Annotated in this window: 2 protein-coding genes; both read left to right on the top strand. The window is 69.0% G+C overall.

What is annotated here, in order from left to right; genetic code table 11:
- Positions 1-42: 42 nt before the first annotated feature.
- A complete protein-coding gene (locus tag L3V85_RS34995) occupies positions 43-3,345 on the top strand; it encodes an amino acid adenylation domain-containing protein (RefSeq protein ID WP_237677136.1) in 3,303 nt (1,100 codons plus the stop codon).
- Positions 3,345-21,797 (top strand): non-ribosomal peptide synthase/polyketide synthase, encoded by an 18,453-nt coding sequence (locus L3V85_RS34990; protein WP_237677135.1) that lies wholly within the window; start codon positions 3,345-3,347, stop codon positions 21,795-21,797. Before L3V85_RS34995 ends, L3V85_RS34990 begins: the two co-directional genes overlap by 1 nt.
- Positions 21,798-21,826: the final 29 nt, after the last annotated feature.

The following is a 21,826-nucleotide window of genomic DNA, read 5'->3' as shown; positions in this document are numbered from 1 at the left end:
CGTGGACCGCGCGCACCGCGCAGACCGACTTTTCTTCACCCCATGTCCACATCCGAAAAACTGTCCGTTCAACGCGCCCGCCTCACGCCGGCGCAACAAGCACTGCTGGCGAGCCGCCTGAAAGGAACCGCGGCGTCCGAAGACCGGGAGCCGGCCCTGGTCCGCAGCGCCGACCCGGCCGCCCGCGCTGCGCTGTCCTTCGCCCAACGCCGGCAATGGTTCCTCTGGAAGCTGGACCCCGACAGCACCGCGTATCACATTGCGGAAGGACTGCGACTGAGGGGCGCGCTGGACATCGAAGCGCTCAGGGCCGCCTTCCAGGCGCTGCTAGCGCGCCATGAATCGCTGCGCACGGTGTTTCGCGCCGGCGAGGACGGTCTGGCCGAGCAAGTGGTGCAGCCCAGCCTTGCACTGGAGATTCCGGTCATCGACCTGAGCGACGCCCCCGAGCCGCTGCGTGCGGAGCTGGTCGAGGAAGCCGCCCGCGCAGCGAACCAGAAGCCTTTCGACCTGCTGCGCGGCCCGCTGCTGCGCGTGAGCGTGATTCGTGAGAGCGAATTCGCCCATGTCCTTGTGGTCGTGATGCACCATATCGTCTCCGATGGCTGGTCGATGCAGATCCTGGTCGACGAGTTCGTGGCGCAGTACCGCGCCATCTCGCAGGGCGAGGCGGTGGAATTGCCGTCCTTGCCGGTGCAGTACGCCGACTACGCCGCATGGCAGCGCCAATGGCTGGATGCGGGCGAACGGGAGCGGCAACTCGCTTACTGGCGCTCGCAACTGGGCATGGAGCAGCCGGTGCTGCAGTTGCCGTCCGACCACCCAAGAAAAGCCGAGGGCGGCTACCGCGCGGCCGGTCATGTCGTCGAGTTGCCGGCGGCGCTCGCCCAGGGGCTGCGCCGCCAGATGCAGGCGAGAGGCGCTACGCCGTTCATGCTGCTGCTTGCGGGCTTCCAGGCGCTGCTGCACCGCTACACCGGGCAGGAAGACATCCGCGTAGGTGTGCCGGTGGCCAACCGCAACCGGACCGAGACCGAGGGCGTCATCGGCTTCTTCGTCAATACGCAGGTGCTGCGCAGCCCCGTGCACGGCCGCATGGGGCTGGCGCGGTTGCTCGCGCAGGCCCGCGAGACGGCGCTCGGCGCGCAGGCGCATCAGGACCTGCCCTTCGAGCAACTGGTCGAAGCCCTGCAGCCGGAGCGCAGCATGGGCCATTCACCGCTGTTCCAGGTGATGTTCAACTACCTGCGCGGCGGCTACGAGGCGCTGCGCAACTTGCCGGGCCTGACGATGGAAGGCTGCTCGCTCGGCGAGAAGGCCGCGCAGTTCGAACTGACGCTCACGGCCATCGAAGACCCCGAAGGCGGAATCAAGGCCGTCTTCGGCTATGCGCGCGAGCTGTTCGAGCCCGACACCATCGCGCGCATGGCCGGGCATTATCTGGCGCTGCTGCAGGCGCTGGTCGATGCGCCGGAGCAGGCGGTGGGTGACGTGGTGCTGCGCGACCAGGCGGCGGCGCCGCAACGCGGCCTCAACGCGCTGCGCTTCGCTGATGCACAGCCGGTGCACCGGCTCATCGAACGACAGGTTCAGTTGCGGCCCGATGCCGTCGCGCTGACGTGCGGCGCGCGGGCGCTGACCTACGCGCAGCTGAATGAGCGCGCCAACCGGCTGGCGCATCGGCTGATCGCTTCGGGCGCGGGCCCGGAGAAAAAAGTCGGCATCGTCATGGAGCGCGATGCCGGCATGGTGGTGAGCGTGCTGGCCGTGCTCAAGTCGGGCGCGGCGTATGTGCCGCTCGACCCGGAGCATCCGCAAGACCGCCTGGCCTACATGGCTGCCGACAGCGGCCTGTCGCTGCTGCTGACGCAAAGCAGCCTGCAGGACCGCATCGCGGATGACGCGGGCATCCGCGTCCTGGCCATCGACCGCATCGACCTTTCGGGCGAGCCCGCGCACGATCCCGAAGTGCCATTGCACGCGGAGCACCTGGCCTACGTGATCTACACCTCCGGCTCCACGGGCAAGCCCAAGGGCGTGATGGTGCGCCACGAGGCGTTGTCGCACTTCATCCGCAGCATGCAGGCCACGCCGGGCATGACGGCCGAGGACGTGCTGGTGGCGGTGACCTCGCTGTCCTTCGACATCGCGGCGCTGGAGCTGTACCTGCCGCTGAGCTGTGGCGCGCGCATCGTGCTGGCCTCGCAGGAGACGGTGCGCGATGGGCGTGCACTGGCGCAACTGGTCGAGGAAAGCGGTGCGACGCTCTTGCAATCGACGCCCGCGGGCTGGCGGCTGCTGCGTGCGGCGGGCTGGCCTGCGGCACCTCTGCACGGGTTCAAGGGCCTGTGCGGCGGCGAGGCGCTGCAGTCGGACCTGGCCGAGGACCTGCACGGCCTGGGCGTGGAGCTGTGGAACATGTACGGCCCGACCGAGACCACCATCTGGTCCAGCGCGCAGCGCGTGGCGGATGGCCATCCCGGCATTGGCGAGGCCATCGCGGCGACGCAACTGCGTGTGCTCGATGCCGATCTGCAGCCCGTGCCGCAGGGTGTGGCGGGCGAGCTCTACATTGGCGGCGTGGGGCTGGCGCGCGGCTATCTGCATCGCCCCGGCCTGAGCGCCGAACGCTTCCTGGCCGACCCCTTCGGCACGAAGGGTGAGCGCATCTACCGCACCGGGGACATGGTGCGCTGGAGCTTCGACGGACGGCTGCAGTACCTGAGCCGCGTCGACCACCAGATCAAGATCCGGGGCTTTCGCATCGAACTCGGCGAGATCGAGACGCAGCTTCTGGCGCAGCCCGAAGTGCGCGAAGCCGTCGTGGTGGCCAAGGAAGGGCCTGGCGGCGCGCGGCTCGTGGCCTATGTGTCCCTGTCGTCTGACACGCAGCCGCAGCTGCTGAAGGCGCGCATTTCACGGGCGCTGCCCGAATACATGGTGCCCGCGAGCATCATGGTGCTGCCGGCGCTGCCGCTGAACATGAACGGCAAGGTCGACCGCAAGCAGCTGCCCGAACTGGAGCAGGGCACGCAACAGGTCCACGAAGAACCGCAAGGCGATGCCGAGCGGGCACTTGCAGTCATCTGGGCCCAGGTGCTGGGCGTCGAAAGGGTGGGGCGGCACGACAGCTTCTTCGACCTCGGCGGCCATTCGCTGCTGGCCGTGCAGATGGTGGCGCGAGTCCAGTCCGCGATGCGAGCCGACATCGCCATCCAGGATGTATTCCGCCACCCTGTCCTGAAGGACATGGCGTTGCGAACCGGAGCCTCGGCAACGCAGGGAGGCGCCGACGACGCGCTCTCGGCCGTCGACTCCTTTATCGACAGTTTGGGAGAAGTTTGATGAGCAGCAGCACCACCACCAGCACGACACAACGCATTGCGGAGCGTTTTGCGCAGTTGTCCGCGCCGCAGCGCCGGGCGGTGTACCAGAAGATCCGTGCCGAAGGCTTGAGCATTGGGCAGTTCCCCATCATCGCGGGCAGTGCCGCGCCGGGCGAAGCGCAGGCGCTGTCGTACGCGCAGCGCCGCCAGTGGTTCCTGTGGAAGCTCGATGTCGCGAGCACGGCGTATCACATCTGCGGTGGCTTGCGGCTGCAGGGCGCGCTCGACATCGACGCACTGAGGACTGCTTTCCAGGCGCTGGTGGCACGCCATGCGTCGCTGCGCACGGTCTTCGCGCCCACGCACGATGGTCTGGCCGAGCAGGTGATCATGCCTTCGCTGGCGCTGGAAATTCCGCTGGTCGACCTGGGCGCCATCGAGGCCTCGCGGCGCGAGGCACTGGCCGCGCAAGAGGCCGGGCGCGTGAACGGCGTGCCCTTCGATCTCACGCGCGGCCCGCTGCTGCGGGTGAGCGTGATCCGCCTGGGCGAGAACGAGCACGTGCTGGTGGTGGTGATGCATCACATCGTCTCGGACGGCTGGTCGATGCAGATCCTCGTCGATGAATTCATGGCGCTTTACGCCGACGGCGTGCGGGGTCGGCAAGCGGCCCTGCCTGTGCTTCCCGTGGGGTATGCCGACTACGCGGCCTGGCAGCGCCACTGGATGGAGGCCGGCGAGCGCGACAGGCAAATCGCCTACTGGCGGGAGCAACTCGGCACCGAGCATCCGGTGCTCCAGCTGCCCACCGACCATCCCCGCAAGGCCGAGGGCGGTTATCAGGCCGCGCACCACGGCCTGACGGTGCCGCAGGCGCTGACCGCGCGCCTGCAGCAGCGCGCACAGGCGCAAGGTGCCTCGCTCTTCATGGCGCTGCTGGCAGGATTCCAGGCCTTGCTTCATCGCCATACCGCGCAGGACGACATCCGCGTGGGCGTGCCGGTAGCCAACCGCAACCGCGTGGAAACCGAAGGCGTGGTGGGTTTCTTCGTGAACACGCAGGTGTTGCGCAACCGTGTCGATGCGCGCATGCCATTGGGCCAGGTGTTCGAACAGGCCGTGCACGCTGCGCTGGGCGCACAGGCGCATCAGGATCTGCCTTTCGAGCAGCTGGTCGAGGCGCTGCAGCCCGAGCGCAGCATGAGCCACAGCCCGCTGTTTCAGGTGATGCTGAACTTCCAGCGCGACTTCAAGGGCAGCGCGCGTCAAGCCTCGCAGCCCCTGCCCGGGCTTTCGGTGCAGGCCCATGCGCTGGGTGGACAGGCCGCGCAATTCGAGCTGACGCTCGACGCCGTGCAGGACGAAGCGGGCGAGGTGCGGCTGAAGTTCGTCTACGCGAGCGGACTGTTCGACGCGGACACCATCGCGCGCATGGGCACGCACTATCTCGCGCTGCTCGAGGCGCTGGCGGACGATCCGGCGCGCGCTGTGGGCGACGTGCGCCTGCTGTCCGAGGCCGAATCCTCGCAGTTGGAGGGCTGGAGCCGCGTGCGGCAGGCGGACGTGGGCGCCTCCGCGCGGCCGCTGCACGCGATGATCGAATCGCAGGCACAGACGCGTCCCGATGCGGTGGCGGTGGTGTACGAAGACGCATCGCTGAGCTACGGCGAGCTGAACGCAAGGGCCAACCGTCTGGCGCACCGGCTGATCGCGCTGGGCGTGAAGCCCGAGACCCGCGTGGGGCTGGCCGTGGAGCGTTCACTGGACATGGTGGTGGGCCTGCTGGCCATCCTGAAGGCCGGCGGCGCCTACGTGCCGCTGGACCCGCAATACCCGCGCGACCGCCTCGCCTACATGGTGCATGACAGCGCCATTTCACTGCTGGTCACCCAGAGCGGCGTACGCGACTGCGTCGAGGTTCGCGAAGGTCTGCGCGTGCTCGAACTCGACACACTCGACCTTCGCACCGAACCCACCGCCAACCCCGGCGTGGCGGTGCATGCCGACAACCTGGCCTACGTCATCTACACCTCTGGCTCCACAGGCCGGCCCAAGGGGGCGCAGCTTTGCCATCGCAACGTCGCGCGCCTGCTCGGCGCGACCGAGCCCTGGTTCCGCTTCGGCCCCGACGACGTGTGGACGATGTTCCATTCGTATGCCTTCGATTTCTCGGTGTGGGAGATCTTCGGCGCGCTGTGCACCGGCGGCCGGCTGGTGGTGGTCCCCTACTGGGTCAGCCGCTCGCCCGACGACTTTATGGCGCTGCTGCGCAGCGAGAAGGTCACGGTGCTCAACCAGACGCCCTCGGCCTTCGGCCAGCTCATCCACGCGCCGGCGCTGGATGCGGGCGAGCGTCTTGCGCTGCGCTGCGTGGTCTTCGGCGGGGAGGCCCTGGAGCCCGAGAGCCTGCGCCCGTGGATCGATCGCTATGGCGACAGCAGTCCGCAGCTCGTCAACATGTACGGCATCACCGAGACCACCGTGCACGTGACCTACCGGCCCATCACCCGGGCCGACCTGGAGGATGGGAAACGCAGTCCGGTGGGCATTGCGATCCCCGACCTGGGCATGCACGTGCTCGACGGCGAGCTCAACCGGCTGCCCGTGGGCGTGCCGGGCGAGCTGTACGTGGCGGGTGCGGGGCTGGCCCGTGGTTACGGCAATCGGGCGGGGCTGAGCGCCGAGCGCTTCGTCGCCGATCCGTTCGGCCGTGCTGGCGAGCGCCTGTACCGCACTGGCGACCTGGTGCGCTGGCGCAACGACGGCCAGCTGGAGTACCTGGGACGCATCGACCATCAGGTGAAGATCCGGGGCTTTCGCATCGAACTCGGGGAGATCGAGGGGCAACTTCTCGCGCAGCCCGGCGTGCGCGAGGCGATCGTGCTGGCCAAGGACGCGCCGGGCGGCGCGAGGCTGGTGGCGTATGTCTCGCCGCAGGCTGGCCGGCAACTCGACGTGAACACGCTGAAGTCCGGGCTGGGTGCGGTGCTGCCCGAGTACATGGTGCCCGCCGCGTGGGTGGCGATGCCGCAGGGCCTGCCGCTGAACGCCAACGGCAAGGTCGACCGCAAGGCATTGCCGGAGCCCGAACGCGCGGGTACGGATGCCTATGAGGCACCGCAGGGGACGACGGAAGAGGCGCTGGCAACCCTTTGGGCCGAGGTGCTGGGCGTGGAGCGCGTGGGGCGCAGCGACAGCTTCTTCGAGCTTGGCGGCCATTCGCTGCTGGCAATCCAGCTGCTGGAGCGCATGCGACGCCAGGGCTGGAGCGTCGAGGTGCGCACCCTGTTCCAGAAGCCGAGGCTGGCGCAGTTCGCGCAGGCATTGACGCCTGTCGGCAATGAGGAGGCGCCGCGACTGGACATTCCCGAGAGTCTCATTCCGCAAGGCTGCCTGGCCGTCGAGCCGGGCATGCTCGCGCTGATCGAGCTGTCTCCCGGGCACCTGCGCGCCATCGAAGCCGAAGTGCCGGGCGGTGCCGCCAACATCCAGGACATCTACCCGCTCGCACCGCTGCAGGAAGGCATCCTGTTCCATCACATGATGCAGGCCGAGGGCGACGTCTACGTCAACTCCTTCCTGCTGGCCTTCGACAGCCAGGCGCGCCTCGCCGGCTTCGTCGACAGCCTGAATGAAGTCGTCGCGCGCCACGACATCCTGCGCACCGCCGTGCTGTGGGAGGGCCTGCCCGAGCCGGTGCAGGTGGTGTATCGCCGCGCCGGGCTGCAGGTGCAGTGGCTGGATGTCGGCGCCGGCGACGACGTTGCCGCGCGGCTCGACGCCCACGTCGATCCCGCGCACTTTCGCATCGACGTGCGCCGCGCGCCGATGCTGCGTGCCATCGCCGCGCACGATCCGGAAGACGGCCGCTGGCTGCTGCAGGTGCCCAGCCACCACCTGGCGCTCGACCATGCCTCCGAAGAATTGCTGGTGGAGGAGATCGCGTTGATCCTTCGGGGGCGGCGCGACGCGCTGCCCGTGCCCGTTCCGTTCCGCCGTTTCGTCGCGCAGGCGCGCTTCGGCGCGAGCCCGCAGGAGGCGGAAAAATTCTTCACCGCCATGCTCGGCGACGTGGCCGATCCCACGGCCCCCTTCGAACTGCTCGACGTACGCGGCAACGGCAGCGAACTGGCCGAGGCCCGCCTGCTGCTCGACGCCGGCACCTCTGCCCTGCTGCGCCAGCAGGCGCGCGCGGCAGGCGTGAGCGCCGCGACCTTGTTCCACTTGGCCTGGGCGCTGGTGCTCGCCAAGACCACCGGCCGCGATGACGTGGTGTTCGGCACCGTGCTGTTCGGCCGCATGCAGGGCGGCGAAGACGCAGGGCGCGCACTGGGCATGTTCATCAATACGCTGCCGCTGCGCGTGCGCCTGGGCATCCGCGACGTGGCCGCGTGCGTGCGCGAGACGCACGCCGCGCTCACCGGGCTGCTGCATCACGAGCATGTGCACCTGTCGCTGGCACAGCGCTGCAGCGGGCTGCCGAAGGGCACGCCGCTGTTTTCCACGCTGCTCAACTACCGCCACATCGCGCACCGCGCGCTCGATGCCGAGCATGAAGCCGCTTGGGGCGGCATCGAAAACCTGGGCTTCAAGGAGAGCTCGAACTACCCGTTCGCGATGTCGGTCAACGACCGCGCCGACGGCTTCGAGTTGATCGCGCAGGTCGATGCTTCGGTTGGCGCGCGGCGTGTGTGCGACTACATGCAAGCGGCCGTGCGCCGCGTGCTCGACGCGCTGGTGTCCGGCTCCGCGCAGCCTGCCGCGGGCTTCGATCTGCTCACGGCGCCGGAGCGCGGCAAGCTCGCCGCGTGGGGCGCGAACATGCAGTCCTGGCCCGACGCGGAGCCCGTGCACCGGCTGGTCGAGCGCCAGGCCGGGTTGCGGCCGGACGCGACGGCGCTGATCTTCGGCGAGGAGCAGCTCAGCTACGCCGGCCTGAACGTGCGCGCCAACCGGCTCGCGCACCGGCTCGTCGCGATGGGCGTGAAGCCCGAGACCCGGGTCGGCCTCGCGGTGAAGCGCTCGCCCGACATGGTCGTCGCCTTGCTGGCCATCCTGAAATCGGGCGGCGCCTACGTGCCGCTGGACCCGACCTATCCGCCGGACCGCCTGGCCTACATGGTGCAAGACAGCGGCATCGCACTGCTGCTCACCAACAGCGAAGCCGGAGAGCGCATCGCGGCGCCTTGCAGGTTGGACCTGGACAAGGTGGACCTGGACGCGCAACCCTCGCACAACCCTGCCGTGCCGGTGCATGGCGCGAACCTGGCCTATGTGATCTACACCTCCGGTTCCACCGGCAAGCCCAAGGGCGTGGCCGTGGCGCATGGGCCGCTGTCGATGCACGTGCAGTCCATCGGCGAGGCCTACGGCATGACGCCGGAAGACCGTGAGCTGCAGTTCGCTTCCATCAGTTTCGACGGCGCGCACGAACGCACCTGGGTGCCGCTGGCCTTCGGCAGCGCGCTGATGCCACGCGACGAGGAAGTCTGGTCGGTGGAGCGCACCTGCGCCGAGATCGAGCGGCACGGCATCACCATCGCCTGCTTCACGCCCGGCTACCTGCATCAGATCGCGGAACTCATGGGCGAATCGGCCAGCCGACTGCCCATCCGGTCGTACACCGTGGGCGGCGAGGCGATGCCGCGAACCAGCCTCGAACTCGTGCAGAAGGTGTTGCGGCCACGGCGCGTCATCAACGGCTACGGCCCGACCGAAACGGTGATCACGCCGATGATCGCGAAAGCGGAGGACGGCATCGGTTTCGACAGCGCCTACATGCCCATCGGCCGGCTGATCGGCGACCGCACCGCCTATGTGCTGGACGCGGGCCTGTCGCTGGTGCCGCCGGGTGTGGCCGGCGAGCTCTATCTGGGCGGAGAGGGCCTGGCGCGCGGCTACCTGAACCGGGCCGGCCTGAGCGCGGAGCGTTTCGTGGCCGATCCGTTCGACGACAGGGGCGGCAGGCTCTACCGCACCGGCGACCTCGTGCGCTGGGGTGCGGACGGACAGATGGAATACCTGGGCCGCATCGATCACCAGGTAAAGATCCGCGGCTTCCGCATCGAATTGGGTGAGGTCGAGGCGCAGCTTCTCGCGCAGCCCGAGGTACAGGAGGCGGTGGTCGTGGCGCGCAGGGGTGCGAGCGGTGCGCGGCTGGTGGGCTATGTGTCGGCGTTGCCAGGAGCGGTCATCGACGGGCAGGCGCTGCGCGAGCGACTGGGGCAAGTGCTGCCCGACTACATGGTGCCCGCGGCGCTTGTCGTGCTGGACGCGCTGCCGCTGAACGGCGCGGGCAAGGTGGACCGCGCGACATTGCCGGAGCCGGTCTTCGCGGGCGCCGGGGCGCACGAGGCCGCGCGCGGCGAAGTCGAGCAGATGCTCGCCGCCGTCTGGGCCTCGGTGCTCGGTGTGGAGCAGGTGGGGCGCACCGACAACTTCTTCGAGCTGGGCGGGGATTCCATCCTGAGCTTGCAGATCGTCGCGCGGGTGCGGCAGGCGGGCTGGAAGCTCACGCCGCGCCAGCTGTTCGAGCGCCAGACCGTCGCGCAGCTCGCGGCCGTGGCGCAGCCGGTGGAGACCGCCGGGCGTGCCAACCATGGCGAGGCAGAGGGCGAGGTGCCGCTGCTGCCGATCCAGGCTGCGTTCTTCGCGCAGGCGATGCCTTCGCGCCACTGGAACCAGGCCGTTCTCCTGCAAAGCCGCGAGCCGTTGCAGCCGGCATCGCTCGAGCGGGCGCTGGCCGCACTGGTGCGCCAGCACGACAGTTTGCGCCTGCGCTACACGCAGGAAGCCGAAGGCGCGTGGCGGCAAGCCTATGCGCCGTTGTCCGAATGCCAGGCGCAGACAGTGCTTTGGGTGAAGCATGCCCGCGACGCGGCGGAGATCGAGCGCCTGTGCGACGAGGCCCAGCGCAGCCTGGACATTGGGCGCGGCCCGCTGATCCGAGCGCTGGCCATCGAAGTCCAGGACGGCAGTTGGCGATTGCTGCTGGCCATCCATCACCTGGCGGTCGATGGCGTGTCGTGGCGCATCCTGCTGGAAGACCTGCAGACGGCCTACGCGCAATGCCGAGCGGATCAGGCGGTGGCGCTGCCCGCGAAAACCAGCAGCTACAAGGACATGGCGCTCGCTCTGCAGGCGCATGCGGCGACGCACGAGGCGGAGCTCGTTTTCTGGCAGGCGCTGGCTGGAACCCCGGTCTTGCTGCCGTGCGCTAGCCGCGAAGCAGGCAATACCACGGCCGACATGACGAGCGTGGAACTGCGCCTCGACCGCGCCCGCACGCAGGCCCTGCTGAAGGACGCGCCGGCCGCCTACCGCACGCAGGTCAACGATCTGCTGCTCACCGCACTCGGCCGCGCGCTGTGTGCCTGGGGTGGCCACGAGTCGATCCTGATCGACCTCGAAGGCCATGGCCGCGAAGACCTGTTCGAACACGTCGATCTGTCGCGCACCGTGGGTTGGTTCACCAGCCTGTTTCCCGTGGCGATCGCACCGCTGGGCGAGCCCGGGGAGGCGATCCTGCGCGTGAAGGAGAGCCTGCGCCGGATTCCGGACAGAGGCCTGGGTTTCGGCGTCTTCAGGCACATGGGCAGCCAGGCGCAGCGTGAAGCGATGCGCGCGCTGCCACGGGCCCAGGTGGTCTTCAACTACCTGGGCCAGTTCGACGGCAGCTTCGACGAAAGGGCACTGTGGGTGCCGGCCGCCGAATCCGCCGGCGCGTCGGTGGACGAAGGCGTTCCGCGCGAGCACGAGTTCTCCGTCAACGGACAGGTGTACGACGGAGAACTCGCGTTGAGCGTGAGCTTCAGCCGCGCCCGCCACGATCCCGAAGCCGTACGGGGATGGGTGGAACGCTTCCACTCCGAGCTCGAGGCCCTGATCGCGCACTGCACGAGCGGCGCGATGGGTGTCTCTCCCTCTGACTTTCCCCTGGCGCGGGTCAGCCAGGCGCAGCTGGACCGGCTGCCGGTGCCGTGCAGCGAACTCGCGGACCTGTACGCGCTGTCGCCGATGCAGCAGGGCATGCTGTTCCACAGCCTGTACGAGCCGCAAGGCAGTGCCTACGTGAACCAGCTGCGGGTGGACGTCGACGGTCTCGACGTCGCTCGCTTCCGGCAGGCATGGCAGGCGGCGCTGTCGCGCCACGACATCCTGCGCAGCGGGTTTCTTGCCGAAGGCAAGGCGCCCGCGCAGTGGGTGGTGCGGTATGTCGAGGTGCCGCTGTCCGTTCATGACTGGCGGGACGATGCGGGACAGGCGCGGTCGCTCGACGCGCTCGCCCAGGACGAACTGGCACGGGGCTTCGACTTGGCACGCCCGCCGCTGATGCGGCTGGTGCTGGTGCGTACTGCCGAGCAGCGCCACCATATGCTGTGGACCGTGCACCACCTGCTGCTGGACGGCTGGAGCACCTCGCAGCTCATGGGCGAGGTACTGCGGCACTACGACGGCCAGGCGCTGCCGGCGCCGGGCGGACGCTATCGCGACTACATCGAGTGGCTGCAGGGGCGCGACGCGACTGAAAGCGAGCGCTACTGGCGCGCGCAGATCGCGCTGGTGGACGCTCCCACGCGGTTGGCGGCGGCGCTGCCGAGGCCGGTGCAGGACGCCGGTCGCACGGGGCATTCGGTGCACCACGGCGCGCTCGACGCTGCCGCAATGCAGCGCCTGACGCAGGTGGCGCGCCGCGAGCGCGTCACCGTCAATACGATGGTGCAGGCCGCCTGGGCACTGCTGCTGGGCCGCTATACCGGCCAGCGGCACGTGGTGTTCGGCGCCACTGTCGCCGGCCGCTCGACGGAGCTGCCGGGCTCGGCGCAGATGCTGGGCCTTTTCATCAACACGCTGCCGATGGTGGCATCGCCGAGCGCCGAAAGGCCGGTGGGCGAATGGCTGCGCGAGTTGCAGGCGCGCAATCTCGCATCGCGCGAGCATGAGCACACGCCGCTGTACGAGATCCAGCGCTGGGCCGGGCAGGGTGGGCAGGGGCTGTTCGACAGCATCGTGGTGTTCGAGAACTACCCCGTCGACCAGGCGTTGAAGGATCAGGCGCCCGGCGGGCTGGTGTTCGGCGAGGTGCGCAACCGCGAGGAAACCAACTACCCGATGACGGTGACGGTGCACGGCGGACAGACGCTGTCGCTGGCCTTCCATTTCGCGCGCGATCAGTTCGACGATGCCGCGGTGGCGGAAATGACGCGGCATCTGCTCGCATTGCTGGAGGCGCTGTGCGGGGATCCGGAACGGGTGCTCGGTGAAGTACGCCTGCTGGCGGACAGTGAGGCCGTGCGCCTGCGGGCGTTGGGAGAGAATCTGCCGCATCGCGCACACGAGGCCCCCGTGCACCGCTTGATCGGCCAGCAGGCGCGGCGCACGCCGGAAGCGGTGGCGCTGGTGTTCGGCGACGTGTCGCTGAGCTATGCGCAGCTCGAAGCACGCGCGAACCGCCTGGCGCACCGGCTGATCGCGCTGGGCGTGCGGCCGGACACGAAGGTGGGCATTGCCACCGAACGCAGCCTCGAGATGGTGGTGGGCCTGCTGGCGATCCTGAAGGCCGGCGGCGCCTACGTTCCGATCGACCCCGAGTACCCGCCGGAGCGCATCGCCTACATGCTCGAGGACAGCGGCGTCTCGTTGCTGCTCACCCAGAGCCACATCGCCCCGGCGATCCCCGCCAGGCAGGGCGTGCAGACGATCGAGCTGGACCTGCTGGACCTGGACAGCGGCCCGAGCGTCGACCCCGACGTTCCCCTGCACGGCGAGCACCTAGCCTACGTCATCTACACCTCCGGCTCCACGGGCCGGCCCAAGGGGGCGGCCAACCGGCACCTGTCGCTGTTCAACCGCCTGGCCTGGATGCAGGACGCCTATGCGCTGAACGAAGCGGACACCGTTCTGCAGAAGACCCCGTTCAGCTTCGACGTGTCGGTCTGGGAGTTCTTCTGGCCGCTGATGCAGGGCGCACGCCTGGTGGTGGCGCAGCCGGGCGATCACCGAGAGCCGGGCAAGCTGGTCGAGCTGATCCGCCGGCACGGCGTCAGCACCATCCATTTCGTGCCCTCGATGCTGCAGGCCTTCGTGGCGCATGAGGGCATCGAGGCCTGCACGAGCCTGAAGCGCATCGTGTGCAGCGGCGAGGCGTTGCCTGCGGAGGCGCAGGCCAGGGTGTTCGAGCGCCTGCCGGGGGCGGGCCTGTACAACCTCTATGGCCCGACCGAAGCGGCCATCGACGTGACGCACTGGAGCTGCAGGGCGGACGGTCGCAACCACGTGGCCATCGGCCGTCCGATCGCGGGCACGAAGACCTACGTGCTGGACGACGGGCTGAACCTTGCTGCGCAGGGCCTGGCGGGCGAGCTGTACCTGGGCGGCATCGGGCTGGCGCGCGGCTATCTGGACAAGAGCGCTCTCACGTCGGAGCGCTTCGTGGCCGATCCGTTCAGCGACGCGGGCGAGCGCCTGTACCGCACGGGCGACCTGGTGCGCTGGCGCGAGGACGGCGAGCTGGAATACCTGGGGCGCATCGACCACCAGGTGAAGATCCGGGGTTTTCGCATCGAGCTGGGGGAGATCGAGGCGCGGTTGCTGGCGCAGCCGGGGGTGCGCGAGGCGGTGGTGGTGGCGCAGCAGGCCGCGGGTGGGGCGCGGCTGGTGGCCTATGTCTCGGCGGCGGCGGCTTCGCAAGCGATCGACGCGGCGCAGCTGAAGCAGCAGCTTTCGCGGGCGCTGCCCGAGCACATGGTGCCGGGGGTGATCGTGGTGCTGCAGGCGCTGCCGCTGAACGCCAACGGCAAGGTCGACCGCAAGGCGCTGCCACCGCCCGAGCGCGCAGGCACCGATGCCTACGAGGCGCCCGCCGACGACACCGAGCGTGCGCTGGCCGCCATCTGGGCCGACGTGCTGGCCGTGGAACGCGTGGGCCGCAACGACAACTTCTTCGAACTCGGCGGTCATTCGCTGTTGGCAATCCAGTTGCTGGAGCAGGTCCGCCGCCTGGGCTGGGGCGCCGAGGTGCGCACGCTGTTCCGCAAGCCTCGCCTCGCGGACTTCGCGCTCGCCGTGACCGAGGCACGCGACTTCGCGCGACCCGAGATCGAGGTGCCCGCAAACGGCATTCCCGAAGGCTGCACCGCGCTGTCGCCCGAGATGCTCACGCTGGTGAAGCTAGACGACGCGCAGCTCGCGCGCATCGAGGCCGCCGTGCCCGGTGGCGCGGTCAACATCCAGGACGTTTACCCGCTCGCGCCGCTGCAGGAAGGCATCCTGTTCCATCACGTGCTGCAATCACAGGGCGACGCCTACATCACGCCGTGCCTGCTGAGCTTCGACAGCGAGGCGCGGCTCTTGCGTTTCGTCGAGAGCTTCAACCAGGTCATCGCGCGCCACGACATCCTGCGCACGGCCGTGCACTGGGAGCAGCTGGAAGAGCCGGTGCAGGTCGTGCAGCGCCGCGCCGAACTGCGGCTGCAATGGCTGCACGAAATCGAGGGCGAGGGCGACGGCGAAGGGGCCGGAAAGTGCAGCGTGGCAGAACGCCTCGACGCCTGCGTGGACCCGAGCCGCTACCGCATCGACGTGCGGCGGGCGCCGATGATCCGTGCCGTGGCTGCGCATGACGCCGAGGGCGAACGCTGGCTGCTGCAATTGCCTTGCCATCACCTGGTGATGGATCACACGACGGTCGAACTCATCATCGACGAGATCGCGCTCATCCAGCAGGATCGCCATGACGAACTGCCCGTGCCCATGCCGTTCCGCCGCTACGTGGCACAGGCCCGGCTGGGCGTGAGCCGAGCCGAGCACGATGACTTCTTCCGCCGCATGCTGGCGGACGTGGAGGAGCCGACAGCGCCCTTCAACGTGCTCGACGTGCAGGGCGACGGCACCGGCGTGGAGGAAGTGCGCCTTTCGCTGTCGGACGCGCTTTCGGCGCAGCTGCGCCGGGAAGCGCAGCGCCAGGGCGTCGGGACCGCGGCGCTTTTCCACCTGGCCTGGGCACTGGTCCTGGCCAAGACCACCGGTCGCGACGACGTGGTGTTCGGCACCGTGCTGTTCGGTCGCATGCAGGGTGGCGAGGGAGTCGAGCGCGCGCTGGGGATGTTCATCAACACCCTGCCGCTGCGTATCCGCATCGGCGGCCAGGGCGTGGCCGAATGCCTGCGCCAGACCCACGCACTGCTGACCGACCTGGTGCATCACGAACACGCAAACCTGTCGCAGGCGCAGAAATGCAGCGGGCTGGCCGGCGGCGTGCCACTGTTCTCCGCGCTGCTCAACTACCGCTACACCCCCAAAGCCGTGGCGGGCAGCAAGGCGCCGTCGGGCTGGGAGGGCATCGAGGTGATCGGCGGCGAGGAGCGCACGAACTATCCGTTCTCCATGGCGGTGGACGACCAGGGCACAGGCTTCGAGCTGGCGGCCCAGGTGGTGCGCGGTATCGGCGCGCAGCGCTTCTGCGACGCCATGCATGCCGCGTTGCGAGGGTTGGCGGATGCGCTCGCGCAGCACCCGGCGCAGCGCGCGATGTCCATCGACGTACTATCCGCTGGCGAGCGGCTTGGCTTGCAGTCGCTGGGCCACAACACGTCACGCCATGCCGATGCGAAGCCGGTGCACCGGCTGATCGAGCAGCAGGTGCGGGCGCGGCCGGACGCCATCGCCCTGGTCTGCGGCGCGCAGGCGCTGACTTACGCGCAGCTGAACGAACGCGCCAACCGGCTCGCGCACAGGCTGATCGCATCCGGCGTGACGTCCGAGAGCAAGGTCGGCATTGCCGTCTCGCGCAATGCGGACATGGTGGCGGGCGTGCTGGCCGTGCTCAAGTCGGGCGCGGCCTATGTGCCGCTCGACCCTGAATATCCCCAGGACCGGCTGGCGTACATGGTGGAGGACAGCGGCTTGTCGCTGCTGCTCATGCAAAGCCATCTGCTGGAGCGCCTGCCCGATGTGCCGATGCTCGCGCTCGATCGGCTGGACCTTTCGGGCGAGCCCGCGCACGATCCCGAAGTGCCATTGCACGCGGAGCACCTGGCCTACGTGATCTACACCTCCGGCTCCACGGGCAAGCCCAAGGGCGTGATGGTGCGCCACGAGGCGTTGTCGCACTTCATCCGCAGCATGCAGGCCGCGCCGGGCATGACGGCCGAGGACGTGCTGGTGGCGGTGACCTCGCTGTCCTTCGACATCGCGGCGCTGGAGCTGTACCTGCCGCTGAGCTGTGGCGCGCGCATCGTGCTGGCCTCGCAGGAGACGGTGCGCGATGGGCGTGCACTGGCGCAACTGGTCGAGGAAAGCGGTGCGACGCTCGTGCAATCGACGCCCGCGGGCTGGCGGCTGCTGCGTGCGGCGGGCTGGCCTGCGGCACCTCTGCACGGGTTCAAGGGCCTGTGCGGCGGCGAGGCGCTGCAGTCGGACCTGGCCGAGGACCTGCACGGCCTGGGCGTGGAGCTGTGGAACATGTACGGCCCGACCGAGACCACCATCTGGTCCAGCGCGCAGCGCGTGGCGGATGGCCATCCCGGCATTGGCGAGGCCATCGCGGCGACGCAACTGCGCGTGCTCGATGCCGATCTGCAGCCCGTGCCGCAGGGTGTGGCGGGCGAGCTCTACATCGGCGGCGTGGGGCTGGCGCGCGGCTATCTGCATCGCCCCGGCCTGAGCGCCGAACGCTTCCTGGCCGACCCCTTCGGCACGAAGGGTGAGCGCATCTACCGCACCGGCGACATGGTGCGCTGGAGCTTCGACGGACGGCTGCAGTACCTGAGCCGCGTCGACCACCAGATCAAGATCCGGGGCTTTCGCATCGAACTCGGCGAGATCGAGACGCAGCTTCTGGCGCAGCCCGAAGTGCGCGAAGCCGTCGTGGTGGCCAAGGAAGGGCCCGGCGGCGCGCGGCTCGTGGCCTATGTGTCCCTGTCGTCCGACACGCAGCCGCAGCTGCTGAAGGCGCGCATTTCACGGGCGCTGCCCGAATACATGGTGCCCGCGAGCATCATGGTGCTGCCGGCGCTGCCGCTGAACATGAACGGCAAGGTCGACCGCAAGCAGCTGCCCGATCCGGAACCGTCCGCCGAGGCGGCTCACGAGGCCCCGCAGGGCGCCGTGGAAGAAGCGCTGGCCGCCATCTGGCATCAGGTTCTCGGCGCGGAAAAGAAGATCGGGCGCCACGACAACTTCTTCGAACTGGGTGGAGATTCCATCCTGAGTCTGCAGATCGTCACGCGTGCGCAACGCGCGGGCTGGACGCTCACGCCGCGGCAGTTGTTCGAGCACCAGAGCATTGCCCGTCTTGCCCTGGTGGCACAGCCTGTCGATGGCGGCCACGAAGAAAACCCGCGCGAGCCGCGCGGCAGGCCGCAGGACTTCCTGCCGACGGACGTTTTGGCGGGCCTGCCTTTCGCGGCGGACGAGATCGAGGACATCTACCCGCTTGCTCCCACGCAGGAAGGCATGTTCTTCCATTCGATGGAGGCATCGGGCTCGGGCCTCTATGTGAATCAGCTCAGCGTGGAGATCGGCCAGGTCGATCCGGAACGCTTCGCCCGTGCCTGGGAGGCGATGGTGGCGCGCCACGCAATGCTGCGCACGGCCTTCCTCTGGCAGGCGGGCATGAAGCGACCCTTGCAGCTGGTGCTGCGACATGCACCTGCGCAGGCCGCGCGGGTCGCGCAATTTGACTGGCGCGGCAGCCCCGACGTGCGGCAACGTCTGGCCGAGCATGTGCAGCAGGAGTTGCTGCGTCCCGTCGACTGGCTGCAGCCGCCGCTGGCCCGCGTGAGCCTGATCCGGCTCGCGGAGGACCGGCACCAGCTGGTCTGGACGCATCACCACATCCTGTCCGACGGCTGGACCGACTCGCGCCTGTTGGGTGAATGGCTGGCCTGCTATGCGGGAGAGATGCCCCTGTCCGCGTTGCCGGAGTACGGCGACTACGTGCGCTGGCTGCAGCGCCAGGACGCCGGCGTGGCCGAGGCTTTCTGGAAGTCCGAGCTCGCGCTGCACGACGGCCCGACGCTGCTGTCCGAACCGAACCGCGACGCCGATGCGCACGAGGGCTTCGAGAAGATCTACACGCGCCTTTCCACCGAGGAGACGGCGGCGCTGCAACGCTTCGCGCAGCGCGAGCGCGTGACGATGAACACGCTGGTGCAGGCCGCCTGGGCGCTGCTGCTGCAGCGCCACACCGAACGCGAGCACGTGATCTTCGGCGCGACGGTGGCCGGCCGACCGGCCAGCCTGCCGGGCTCCGAGGAAATGATGGGCCTGTTCATCAACACCATTCCCGTCGCCGTGTCGCCGCAGGCGCACCAGACGGTGGGCGACTATCTGCGCTCGGTCCAGGAACGCAACCTGCGCGCCCGAGAGTACGAGCACTCGGCCCTCGCCGACATCCAGCGCTGGACGGGCTCGGCCGGCCGGCCGCTGTTCGACAGCATCGTGGTTTTCGAGAACTTCCCGGTGGACCGAGCCATGAAGCAACTGGATCGCTTCGGCCTGCAGTTCGGTGAAGTCGCAGGCGGCGGGCTCACGGGCTACGCAATGGACCTGCAAGTCACGATGGGCGACGCGCTGGAGATCGAGTATTGCTACGCACGTGCATCGTTTGCCGACGAGGCCGTGCGTGCGCAGCGCCAGCAGCTGGAACACCTGCTGCGCCGCATGACGACGGATGCAGCGCGCCCGGTGGGCGAGCTGGGCTGGCTCGATGCCCCGCTGGAGACGGCGGTGCTCGCGCTGGGACGCACCGAGCATCTGCGTGCGCTCGATGCGCAGGCTGACCGCACCATGGTGCACAGGCTCATCGAAGCCCAGGCGCGTTTGCGGCCCGACGCCATCGCGCTGCTGTTGGGCGACGACGAGATGAGCTATGCCCAGCTCAATGCACGCGCCAATCGCTTCGCGCATCACCTGCGCGAGCTTGGCGTGGGGCCCGACCGGCTGGTGGGCGTGGCACTGGAGCGCTCGCTCGACACCATCGTCGTGCTGCTCGCCGTGTTGAAGGCAGGTGGAGCCTATGTGCCGCTGGATGCGGCTTACCCGGCGGACCGGCTGGCCTACATGATGCGCGACAGCGGTGCGATGCTGCTCATCACCCAGCGCAGCGTATTGCCGCGCCTGCCTGAAACGACGGTGCCGCGGTTGCTGCTCGACGAACTGGCGCCGGATGCGCTCGGCGCCCCGAGCGACGCCGACCCGAGCCCCGCCACAGGCGTGGACAACCTCGCCTACGTGATCTACACCTCGGGCTCGACAGGCATGCCCAAGGGCGTGGCCGTCACGCACGGCCCGCTCGCCATGCATTGCCTGGCCACGGCGGACATCTATGGACTGAACTCGCACTCGTGCGAGCTGCACTTTATGTCTTTTTCGTTCGACGGTGCTCACGAGCGCTGGCTCACGCCGCTGTGCGTCGGTGCGGGCCTTGCACTGCGCGACAACGAGCTGTGGACGGCCGAGCAGACCTACGAGGCGCTGCACCGCTACGGCGTGACGACCGCTGCGTTCCCGCCGGCGTACCTGAACCAGATCGCCGATTGGGCCGCGCCGCGCGACGACGCCCCGCCGGTGGAACTCTACGTGTTCGGCGGCGAGGCCATGCCCAAGGCGGCCTACGACAAGGTGCGCACGCACCTGAAGCCGCGCATGCTCATCAACGGTTACGGGCCGACCGAGACGGTGGTCACGCCGCTGATCTGGCGCACCGAGGCGAGCCGGACCTTCGACTGCGCCTACGCACCCATCGGGCGCCCGGTGGGCGAGCGCACGGCCTACGTGCTCGATGCCGACATGCAGCCCGTGCCCGAGGGCGTGGCGGGCGAGCTTTACATCGGCGGTTATGGATTGGCGCGCGGCTACCTCGGGCGCAGCGCCCTGACGGCCGAGCGCTTCGTGGCCGACCCATTCGGCGGTGCCGGCGAGCGGCTGTACCGCACGGGCGACCTCGTGCGCTGGATGTCCGACGGCAACGTCGAGTACCTGGGGCGCGTGGACAACCAGGTGAAGGTGCGGGGCTTCCGCATCGAGCTCGGCGAGATCGAGGCGAGGCTGCTCGCCGTGACGGGTGTTCGCGAGGCAGCCGTGGTGACGCACGACGGCGCGGCCGGGCGGCAGCTTGTGGCCTACGTGGTCGCAGATGGCACTGAAATGCAACCGCAGTGGCCGCAACAGATCCGCGAGCAACTGGGCGCGCAGTTGCCCGACTACATGGTGCCCGCGCACGTCGCGGTGCTGCCGAAGCTGTCGCGCCTGGTGAGCGGCAAGCTCGACCGCCGCTCGCTGCCGGTCCCCGAGGCCGAAAACCCAGGGCGCGTGCACGTGCCGCCATCGACGCCGCAGGCCGAGCAGCTTGCACAGATCTGGCAGCAGGTGCTGGGTGTGGGGCAGGTCGGCGAGACCGACAACTTCTTCGAGCTGGGCGGCGATTCGCTGCTGAGCCTGAAGGTGATCGCGCAGGTCCGTCGCCTGCGCAACCCGAAGCTCGATTTCAAGCTGCGGGACCTGATGCGCTGGCCGACCATCGGCGGACTGCTGCACGCGACGACTGCGGCCGCGCAGCCGGACAGCAACCTGATCGCACTCAACGGCGAAGCTCAGGGCACCGGCATGCCGGCGCTCTTCTGCATCCATGCAGGCATGGGCACCGTGTTCGACTACCGGCTGCTGGCGCGGCGCCTGCAGGGGGTGCGCACGGTCTACGGACTGCCATGCCGCTCGCTCACCGACCCCGCGCACCGCGACGTGTCGATCGCGCAGATGGCGGCCGACTACTGCGCCATGATCCGCAAGGTGCAGCCGGAAGGGCCCGTTCATCTGCTGGGATGGTCGCTGGGCGGCACGCTGGCAGCGGCCATGGCGGCGTGGTTCGAGGCGCAAGGGCAGTCAGTGGCGTTCCTGGGGCTGGTCGATCCCTACGTGCCGATGGAAGACGTCGCGCCGTCGCAGCAGGTGGCATCCGGCGACGAGGAAGGGCTACAGGACTTCATCGATTTCGTTTCCATCGCGCTGCCTGGCGCGGTAGCCGAGCCGGTGCTGGCCGATGGCGCGGGCTTCGCGCTCGACGAGGCGGCCGTGGCGGCGGTGCTGGATGCCCTGCTCTCGCAGATGCAGGGGCAGGCCGGGCAGTCCGACGAAGCAGATGCCGTCACTGGCTATGCGGCGCTGGGCAGCCAGGAGCTCGCACGCATCTTCATGGTGGCGCGACAGCTCAAGGCACTTTCGCTGCGGGCCGGTGCTCTGCCCGCGCTGCGAAGCCGGGTGGATTGCTGGTGGATTACAGGGCGCCTGGCTGCGCATCGCGATGCGCTCGCGCTGCAACTTGATCAGCCCGTGCCAGCGGATCGCGAACTGGCGCTGGGGCACTTCGAGATCGTGCGCAGCGCCGAATTGCTGGAGGAGATTTTCGCGGCGCTCGCCGTGGCGCGCGATTCGCTCGGGCCGGTGGCCCGCCAACATCACGAGGCGGCGTGACGAAATTGCGCCCTCCCGTGCAGGGAGGG

Origin of the sequence: Variovorax paradoxus, assembly GCF_022009635.1 — a bacterium.
Lineage (GTDB): Bacteria > Pseudomonadota > Gammaproteobacteria > Burkholderiales > Burkholderiaceae_C > Variovorax.
This window is presented reverse-complemented; position numbering and strand designations above follow the sequence as displayed.

Excerpts from the sequence above, each read along its gene's own strand:
- L3V85_RS34995 (WP_237677136.1), top strand. The coding sequence starts at position 43 with ATGTCCACATCCGAAAAACTGTCCGTTCAACGCGCCCGCCTCACGCCG.
- L3V85_RS34990 (WP_237677135.1), top strand. The coding sequence starts at position 3,345 with ATGAGCAGCAGCACCACCACCAGCACGACACAACGCATTGCGGAGCGT.